General features: G+C 44.2%; 7 protein-coding genes, 1 tRNA gene, 1 rRNA gene and 1 pseudogene. 6 read left to right on the top strand and 4 right to left on the bottom strand.

Going from position 1 to position 9,380, the window contains the following annotated elements:
- The 5 genes and pseudogenes from BLW60_RS16925 to BLW60_RS15045 all read left to right on the top strand — a co-directional run.
- Positions 1-508: pseudogene (locus tag BLW60_RS16925) on the top strand (hypothetical protein); the annotation flags it as partial.
- 474 nt (positions 509-982) lie between these two features.
- On the top strand, positions 983-1,591 hold the full coding sequence (locus BLW60_RS15060) for a response regulator transcription factor (protein ID WP_074718847.1): 609 nt from the start codon (positions 983-985) through the stop codon (positions 1,589-1,591).
- Positions 1,567-2,781 (top strand): sensor histidine kinase, encoded by a 1,215-nt coding sequence (locus BLW60_RS15055; protein ID WP_074718844.1) that lies wholly within the window; start codon positions 1,567-1,569, stop codon positions 2,779-2,781. The genes BLW60_RS15060 and BLW60_RS15055 overlap by 25 nt, the downstream gene beginning before the upstream one ends.
- Before the next feature lie 429 nt (positions 2,782-3,210).
- Positions 3,211-3,885, top strand: a complete 675-nt coding sequence (locus BLW60_RS15050) for an ABC transporter ATP-binding protein (protein WP_074718842.1) — start codon at positions 3,211-3,213, stop codon at positions 3,883-3,885.
- 12 nt (positions 3,886-3,897) lie between these two features.
- The gene (locus tag BLW60_RS15045) at positions 3,898-6,621 is read left to right on the top strand and encodes an ABC transporter permease (protein ID WP_074718840.1); all 2,724 of its coding nucleotides are present in this window, start codon (positions 3,898-3,900) and stop codon (positions 6,619-6,621) included.
- A gap of 430 nt (positions 6,622-7,051) precedes the next feature.
- Here BLW60_RS15045 and BLW60_RS15040 read toward each other — a convergent pair whose 3' ends face one another.
- Positions 7,052-7,543 (bottom strand): GNAT family N-acetyltransferase, encoded by a 492-nt coding sequence (locus BLW60_RS15040; RefSeq protein WP_074718838.1) that lies wholly within the window; start codon positions 7,541-7,543, stop codon positions 7,052-7,054.
- A 209-nt stretch (positions 7,544-7,752) separates the two neighbouring features.
- Between BLW60_RS15040 and BLW60_RS15035 the strand changes: the two genes are divergently transcribed.
- A complete protein-coding gene (locus BLW60_RS15035) occupies positions 7,753-8,175 on the top strand; it encodes a hypothetical protein (RefSeq protein ID WP_074718836.1) in 423 nt (140 codons plus the stop codon).
- 79 nt (positions 8,176-8,254) lie between these two features.
- On the opposite strand, the gene BLW60_RS15030 is transcribed toward BLW60_RS15035, so the two are convergent.
- From BLW60_RS15030 to rrf, 3 genes are all read right to left on the bottom strand, one after another.
- Positions 8,255-8,920 carry a type II secretion system protein gene (locus BLW60_RS15030; protein ID WP_074718834.1) on the bottom strand — a complete coding sequence of 222 codons (666 nt, stop codon included), beginning with the start codon at positions 8,918-8,920 and terminating at the stop codon, positions 8,255-8,257.
- A 257-nt stretch (positions 8,921-9,177) separates the two neighbouring features.
- Positions 9,178-9,253 (bottom strand) — tRNA-Asn (locus tag BLW60_RS15025).
- A gap of 8 nt (positions 9,254-9,261) precedes the next feature.
- A 5S ribosomal RNA gene (gene rrf, locus BLW60_RS15020) occupies positions 9,262-9,378 on the bottom strand.
- Positions 9,379-9,380: the final 2 nt, after the last annotated feature.

The following is a 9,380-nucleotide window of genomic DNA, read 5'->3' as shown; positions in this document are numbered from 1 at the left end:
TCCTCCAATGGGTATGCCTCCTATGGGCGCAGGCGGTCCTCCAATGGGTATGCCTGCAGGCGGTCCTCCTCCGTGGGTAATGGAAGGCAGACCTCCAAGACCTGGCGAGCCTGAGGAATGGGCAAAGAAGAACGGTATCACTGCTCCTCCAGCCGGTATGCCTGTAGGCGGTCCTCCTCCAGGAGTACCTAAGATGAGATGGATGGACAAGCTCAAGCCAGAGGCTATGATGAATTACGGAAGAACTATGCACCTTCCTAAGCTCTATGTTGATAACAAGAAGCTTGACGGCTTCCTTGAGCACTTCATCAAAAACAATAACTGCGCAAATTCACTCTGTGTAAACGATATCCTCGAAGATGGTCAGACAGCTCCTAACGCCTGCGCTCATTGTAGCAACTGGGCTAAGAAGGTCATTTCTTATGACGAGGCAGAAGTTGCACAGTGGAAGGGATTATGTGCAGGTGTTCTCCAGAGCATCGAAGACGGTTCTATCTACAGATATTGATAACTCAAAGCTGCATTGCGGATATCCTCCGCGATGCAGCTTTTTTTGCAGCGTGACGCTGCACCCTAACCACGTTGTCGCTCGTAAACTCGCTCACTCTCATCAACCCCAATAATCGTACATCGCTTACAGCACTATCTGTAAAACGCAGGAGGCGTTTCCTACAGTGCGTTCATGTTACTTGTATTGTAAGGCGCAGACTGCCAAATAAGCAGTGCTGGAAGCCCCTACAAGCTAACGTCTAATAGCTCGGGACGTCGAGGACGCTGTCCCCTACATATAGTTACGGCATATATAATGGTTACTTGGCACACGGGCTGATGTAGGTATCAGCCCCTACTACTCACTACTTTCTACTCACTACTCACTAACAACTAAGCACTAAGCACTAAGCACTAACAACTAATCACTATTCTTGATTTTTGAAGGATTATATGTTAGAATTAAAGCAGCTTTTACAAACGAGGTGAAAAAATGAACACCATACTTCTCGTTGAGGACGATGAAACGCTCAACAGCAATATCTCTCTTGCTCTACGATCCGAAGGCTACACAGTTATCGCAGTCAGTACAACAGCGGCAGCCGAGCTCCACGCACCCGAAGCAGACCTTATAATACTCGATGTCATGCTTCCCGACGGCAGCGGTGTTGACCTTTGCAAGCGGCTGAGGAAGAAGATACAGACTCCCGTCATATTCCTTACCTCATGCGATGACGAAGCTGATATAGTCCGAGGACTTGACAGCGGCGGCGATGACTATATAACAAAGCCTTTCCGTCTCCGTGAGCTTTTCTCACGTATACGCGCAAATCTCAGACGAGTACCCGATGTGCCCGAAATGGAGCTTACTGCGGTGGAGCAGAAGCTTCTCAGCTATCTCATGCTGAACCGTGAGCAGTACCTTACCCGTGAACAGATACTGGAATATCTCTGGGACTCAAAGGGAATTTTTGTAAACGACAACACCCTTTCGGTAAATATCAGCCGTCTGCGCGAAAAGCTCAGCAAGACCACAGGCAGCGGCAGGATAGTCACCAAGAGAGGAATGGGCTATAAATGGACAGAACAGACCGATTTATAAACAACCGTGCTCCGCGAAAGCTTCTGCTCATACTTCTGCTTATGATATGTATATCCGCAGCAGCCGCTTGGGGCATATCAAAGCTCTGCGCCGACAGGATAGTAAGAGAGCAGATAACAGCCGAGCTTTCGGCGATAGGTGACGGAAAATTCACAGGTGCTCCCGATGATGCTGCAATAGCAAGAGCCGAGGAAAAACTCAGCGGCTACAGTATCGACCGCGAACTTTCCCCTACGATAATGCACAGCTACAAATCCGTGCGCACTACTATATTCACTGCCATATTTGCAGTCATGGCTTCGTTATCGTTGATATGGTTCGTCATAGCGATACATGAGCTTATGAACATATACCGCGACCTCGAAAAGCTCCGTGCTGACTGCCTTAACGCAGCCGACAAAACTGACGGTACTATAGGTCTTTACGGCGAGGACTTAGGCTGTGTACGACGGATATCCGAAGCCGCAGACACTCTTGCCGACCGCATGAACAATCTCCACTTCAAGCTAAACAGCGAGCAGAGATTTCTCCGCGACTTCCTCACTGACCTCTCTCACCAGATAAAGACTTCTCTCGCCGTAGTAAGGCTCAATACCGATATGCTCAGCGAGCTTGACGACTTATCTCAGGAGCACCGTGACAAGCTCTCGGACGAGATACAGCTCAATCTCAGCAGTATGGAAAAGCTCGTTATCGAAGCCATAAAGCTTGCCAAGCTCAACGCAAATGCTGTAGAGTACAACATGGAGATAAATTCCCCTGCGGAGATATGCAGGATAGCCGTAAAGCGTATGTCTCCCCTTCTCAGAAGCAAAAGCATAAATGTGACCGAGAACCTCTCCGACGATATAAATCTCAGCTGTGACAAGGGCTGGCTGTGCGAGGCTGTGGAGAATATTATCAAAAACTCCGCAGACCACTCCGAATGTACAGAAATATCGCTGGAACTGAAAGATGACCCCATAATGATAACACTAGCTGTTACCGATAACGGCAAGGGCATACCCCAGGAAGAGATACCGAAGCTGTTTGAACGCTTCTCCTGCCGTTCCAACGACAAGACTATGTACAGCTCTGGACTTGGTATGTCTATCGCACAGAAGATAGTCCGCGCCAACGGCGGAGATATAATGGTGTATTCGGAAGTCGGCAAAGGCACACGCTTTGAATTCGTCTTTATCAAAGAGTGAGTTGTTAGTGCTTAGAATTGTAGGGGACGCCGCCCTCGGCGTCCCGAGTCTTACGCAATAAATAACAAGATATGATACGTAGTGGCGAGTTCCGCTCGCCCGTGTGCAACGCAGCCATTATGTATATTGTAACCATGTGTTGGGGCGAACAGTGTTCGCCCGATCGTCCCGTAACTCTGTGCTGTAGGGGACGCCGCCCTCGGCGTCCCGTTAGCAACAGTACAAATAACATGAACGCATTGTAGGGGCTGCCTTTGGCAGCCCGTTATAATCTCATCGTACCTTGCGGACGACCAATGGTCGTCCCTACGATCAATCAAACATATCCTTCTGATAGCTGAAAAAATTTTCAGCTTTTTTTGTTTTTGTAACATTACAGTAAGATAACCGTGTTAAACTAAAGTTACAATAAGGAACGGAGGTATCATTATGGACGACAACATCATTCTGAAAACCGAAAAACTCAAAAAAGAATACGGTGCAGGCGAAAACGCCTTTCTTGCCCTCAACGATGTAGACCTTGAAGTGAAGCAAGGTGAATTCTTAGCCATTACAGGCGAGAGCGGAAGCGGCAAGACTACTCTCCTAAACTGCTTAGGCTCACTCGACCGTCCCACAAGCGGCAAGATAATCTTCAACGGCAGGGACATCACCACAATGGACGATAACGGACTGTCCGCCTACCGCAGAAAGAGTATAGGCTTTATTTTTCAGAACTACAATCTCATACCCGTGCTCAATGTTGAAGAAAATATAGTTCTGCCGCTGAACCTTGACAACACTCCTACCGACAAGGAATTCCTCGAGGAGCTCCTCAAGCTCACGGGGCTTGACTTAAAGCGCAACAACTACCCTCACGAGCTCTCGGGCGGTCAGCAGCAGCGTGTAGCCTTTGCGAGGGCACTTATCCATAAGCCGAGAATAATCCTTGCGGACGAGCCTACAGGAAATCTCGACAGCAAAAACAGCCGCGAGATAATCTCTATCCTCAAAAGCTCTATCAAGAAGTACAATCAGACTCTCATACTCATAACCCATGACGGCAGCATAGCTGCTCAGGCAGACCGTATCTGCCGCATCACAGACGGAGTCCTCTCGGAATAAGGAGGCGATGATATGAAACATCTTATTGCACTGTCACTGAAATATATCCGCCGCCAAAAGCTCCGCACGATACTTACATTTATGTGCATAACCCTTTCGGCATTCATACTTGCAACAGTCTGCGCATACGGAAGCAGTATCTTCACTACCCTGCTCAACTATGAAATAGACGAAAGCGGTACGTGGGAGCTTGACGTTGAAAACTGGATAGAACATACTCAAGACCCCGAAAAAGCTATGGAGACCGTAAAAGGTCACCCCTCTGTGGACGATTACTGCTATTACAGTCACGAATACATTTCTTTGGCAACAGTTCGCTTCGGAGCAAGCTTCTTTGAAATATCCGACGGCAAAACAAGCCACAGAGTCAAATTTGCAGATATAACCAATTGTAACGGAAATGCCGAACTCATAAGCCATTATGAAACAGACGGAGCAATTTCCATGAACAAAAGCGAGGGTATCTATGTATCAAGGATATTCGAGGATATGGGATATAAGGAGGGCGACACAGTTACCTTTACTATACGTCCTGCTAACGGAAAATACGATGAAAGCTCGCAGATAATGAAAGAAATGCGTTCCGAGCTTAAAGAAAAATACGGTACAGAATACACTTTTTATGACGAGGAATACGATGAGCTCTCGGAAGAACTGCAAATCAAAGCAAGCAAAGCCAAAATAGGCGACTTACTTGCAAATAACAAGGGCATCTACCTCGATGATACTCCTATAGTCGATATAACCTACGGTGAACCTGTGGAGTACACCATAAAGATAGCAGGCTTCACAGATACACTGCGCTCAACGGAGAAATTCATCGACATATTGAATACAAGCGGCGAAAAGCTCAGCTATGCGGAAATATCCGAAAAAAATCCCGATGTAATATATAATGGCGATGATACGAAAGAAATGTATATCCGTATCACCGATAACATAGACTTTGACGAAGCCGTAAAGAAGCTTTTCACAGACTTGGGCTTTGATTATGACAAGGATTTCTATAACAAAACGGAATTCGGCGTTCCTACAAATACCATGCTCCTTGCCCTTGAATGGAAGAGCTCAGATGCCATAAGCAGTATTATCCCCAGCTTTGTTGTACCGGGGCTGATACTCCTTCTTATAGCGTGGTTCATAGCAAGATTTGTCATCGACAACGCCTTTGAAATGGCAGTACAAGAGCGAAGCACACACTTCGCTGCACTCCGCGTCATGGGAGCTTCAAAGCTGCAAGTGGCAACAGTAGTTATGGCAGAAGCTATATTCTACATCTTCACAGCCATACCTTTAGGCATAATAGCCGCACTGCTCATATGCCGCTCGTCAATAAATTCATTCAGTAATATCGGATTTTCAATGTTTGAATTCTCGGCAAAGCCTGCATTTATCGGGATGGCAATATTCCTCTGCCTCATAGCTGTACTTATCTCAGCCTACACATCGGCAATGTGGGCAGCAAGAAAGCTCTCGCCTGCCGAAGCTCTCAATTTTGGCAAGCCAAAGCGCGGAAAGAAAAAGCTAAAAAAATCAAAGTCGAAGCTGGACCTAAACTCAAAGAAATTCCTGCGCCGCTATACTCGCAAGAATATAGGTGCAGCAAAGAGCCGTTTCATCGTTTCCACTATCACAATGGGACTGGGTGTGCTTATGTTTACATTCTCGTCTCTTATTGCCATAAACACCTATAAGGAAATGAAAGATATCAATAACGATGAAGTATACGATTTCTGGATAGATGAATATTACGGTGAAGCTGATAGAGACCCTGTTGCCACTATAAAAAACTCATTCGGCGACAAGAACATCTTTGAAAAAGTCCAAATAGAGGTCTACGGCGAAAGAACGTTCACATATTCGGAAGATATAGACTCCATGCTAATATCAGGTACTTTCCTCAACCCGGGTGAAAACTCAAGAAGAGCGCGTATAGAATCTGTCAACCGTGACGAATATGAAGCCGAAAAGCTTGACGAGCTTACAGGCATGAGCTACGACGAGCTCGTTGCATCTAAGTCCGTTTTCAAAAACTATACCGAAAAAAAGGAACGTGTATTTACTGCTGTAGAAAAAGAATCAACTATCAAATTCGTAGGTACGGATACAGAAATGAAGTTTATCGGTACTGTAAGAAGCAAAATGGAAAAGGGCTATAACAATACTATCCTCATACCTATTGAAAACACTTCAGATTTCAATGCATACTACTATATCAAGCTCAAAGCCTCACCTCAGCACTATGAGGAAGCAAAGGAAGTGATAAATGATTTCAGTGCGAAGCATATCGTCTCGCAAACACTGGACACTTACTTCGCAGGCACAGGACTCAGTTCATACATCAACGCTATCGTAAAAATAGTTCTTGCCTTCCTCATATCCATATGGCTGGTAGGTATACTCTCAATGATAAACTCCGTAAATACCAGCGTACTCAACAGAAGCCGCGAGCTTATGATGCTCAGGAGTGTAGGTATGACGCGAAAACAGCTCCGCAAGAGCGTGCTTATGGAAACTATCATGTTCTCGGCTACCGCTGCAATAGTCGGCACTATCCTCGGTGTTCTCATATTTATACCTGTATGGAGCGAACAGCTGAGCAAGGTGATCGTGCCTATCATCATAGTAGTTGCCCTTTCACTGGTATTCAATATCATCATAGCTGTCCTGTCAGCTATACCCGCAACAAAGAGCCTCGAAAAGGTCGAGTCCATAGCACAGGCAGTAAACAGATAAAACAAAAGAGCAGTTCGGGAAGAACTGCTCTTTTTGTGTGCAATATAAACGCACAAACACTGAGGGAGCAGTGTCTGTACGAATAGGGACTAATTTTATGAAAGCCATTATGTCATTCATTCTCATTGTACCCTTTGTGCTCATCACAAGCAACATATTAATGATAATACATCTTTGTGACAAAAGCAATATATAAAGCGTGAAATGCGTTTTTTGTGCGTGAAATGCAAATTTTGTTAACATCTAATTCATATTTGTCCCTGTAACGGCATATAAACGCCTGCCGAAGCGTAATTTTTATGCTATAGCATCAGCATAGTCTGACAGCCTTTAAAATCATCAGGAGCGGCACAGAGAAATATAACAACAGAATATACTCTTATCATCGAACGCGCCGTAAACGTCATTGTAGGCTCTCTCAGAGGATATGTTATTTTCTCCTGATGTACATTACCTCTTGCAGCACCTTACCGCCTATCTCAGAGCTCATGTGATCTTCAGTATTTACAAAGCCGTGATTTTCATAGAAATGCCGTGCCCTGTAATTATCCTCAAGTACCCAGATAAGAATTGACGTAAAGCCTAAAAGCTCCAGCTCTGCAATGCAGGCTTTAAGAAGCTCAGAGCCTATTCCCCTGCCGATATACTCAGGCAGCAGGTAAATAGTAACTATCTCGCCGCAGCTGCTGAAATTATCCCAGCGTGAGGGACAAAAGCTTGCAGTACCAACTATCTTGTCGCCCTCAAAAGCGCCTATTTCCGTCCTTCCGTTTTTCAGGATATTGCCGCCCCACTTTTCCTTCGGTATATTGTCAAGGTAATCCTGCGGAATTATCCCTTTATATGCAAACTTCCAGCTCTTTTCGTATATGTTTCTGACAGCTGAATAATCATCTTTTTCATTAATATGCCTTATAACCATACATATACCCCCATATAATTTTATAATCACATTATAGCATACTATTTTAAAAAAAGTCAATAGACAATAATACAAATCTATGAATTTGATAAAAATTCGACATAAAAACTACATAAAATACCTAATTAGCCAAAGGAAGAGCTATAATATACTTGATTTTTTTACTGACTTGTGTTAATATAAAATATAATACGAAAGGAGCGGTGACTATGGGAACATCTTACAAGTATAAATGCGACGAATGTGGATATGAAGAAGAATTCTTCGTTGGCGGCAGACTTATGACAAAAGACTACAAAAAGAGGACCGAAGAAGCAGAAGAAGAACTGCGCAGTGCCGTTCTATACGGAAAATACGGAGAGACCGTCAGGCAGCTCATAAAGAATGAACGCGAAAAGATGTATGTCAACTGTGATACAGACCTCTATCAGTGTATGGAGTGCAGACAGTTTTCCGTACAGATAGCAAAAGAAATGTCCTTAAATCAGAAGGATTTTACTTTGACCATAGAATTCAGGCACGAATGTCCCGGGTGTCATTCCACACTTCTCAGAAAGACACGGGGCTCAATAACATTCTGCCCCAAATGCAAGATGTTCACCGCACAGCTTGTAAGTATAGGAAAATTCTGATACAAACAAAAAAACACGCAGGGGCGTGTTTTTTTGCTTATATAAATTAGGGGGCTTTATATAAATGGAGTGGGGGCGATTATAATTTTGGAAGAGAAACGATGTCGTCAGCCTCTCCGCCGATCATACCTGCGAATATCTCAGATGCTCTCTGATCGTGAAGATTAGTTCCGCTGCTCTGACCTGATGTATTATACCGTTCTCCGTCCTTGGAATTAGCCGAATAAGTAAAGTGTATCTCACCGTCACGATAATTGATATTTATCTGGAAACGATACCATTTCTTTCTCGACTTGCATATAAGTCCGATGCACTGATCCTTTTTGAACTTATACTCTTTTATGTCACCTGTATTCTTGCCTGCGGACTTGATGTAGCCGTTTTCTTCAAGTATCTTTGCGATCGCATAGCTGCTTACACGAACTTCGTTCTGATCCACATAAACATACCCGTGATCGTCCGCATCATACTTACTGCCGTCAGCGTTAACGCCAGCTTTCCATGGATTTCTTGTAAACGACTCTATCTTGTCAGCGTCCATAGCACACTCGACCTGTATAGCTTTGCATATGACATCAGCAGCACTTACGTCAGCTCTGTTCCTTGCAAGCTCAACATACCCCATAATACTCGGAACAAGCATAGCTGCAAGAACACTTATGATACATATAACAACAATAAGCTCTATGAGGGTAAAACCTTGGGTTTTTACTCTGTTCTTAAAACTGTTTTCCTGCTCGTTCATATGTTATCCTCCTAACGTTGAGGCTTTATCTTTATATATATAATATCACATTTAGTATATTTTGTCAAGAGAAAATAGCAATTATTCATAGTTTTATAACATATTGTATACTTGTTGTAATAATAATTGGTAGGATAACAAAAAAGGCAGCTTTATTTCACTTCAACTGCCTTTTTTGTTATTTTTTATGATTTTTCTACTGCCTTTTATTATAAACAGCATCAAAAAAAGTCCAATTCATTTGAATTGGACTTAATTGGCTCCCCCTGCCCGGCTCGAACGGGCGACAACTCGGTTAACAGCCGAGTGCTCTACCGACTGAGCTAAGGAGGAATATATAGTGTCGGCACTGATTTAGTTTCCCGGGCCGTCGCCAGCCAAGTATCGTCAACGCGAATGAGCTTAACTTCCGTGTTCGGAATGGGAACGGGTGTGACCTCATTGCCATAAGCACCGACTA

Origin of the sequence: Ruminococcus flavefaciens (assembly GCF_900108555.1) — a bacterium.
Taxonomy (GTDB): Bacteria; Bacillota; Clostridia; order Oscillospirales; family Ruminococcaceae; genus Ruminococcus; species Ruminococcus flavefaciens_P.
The sequence above is the reverse complement of the archived record's forward strand: the minus strand, read 5'-3'. Positions and strand labels throughout refer to the sequence as shown.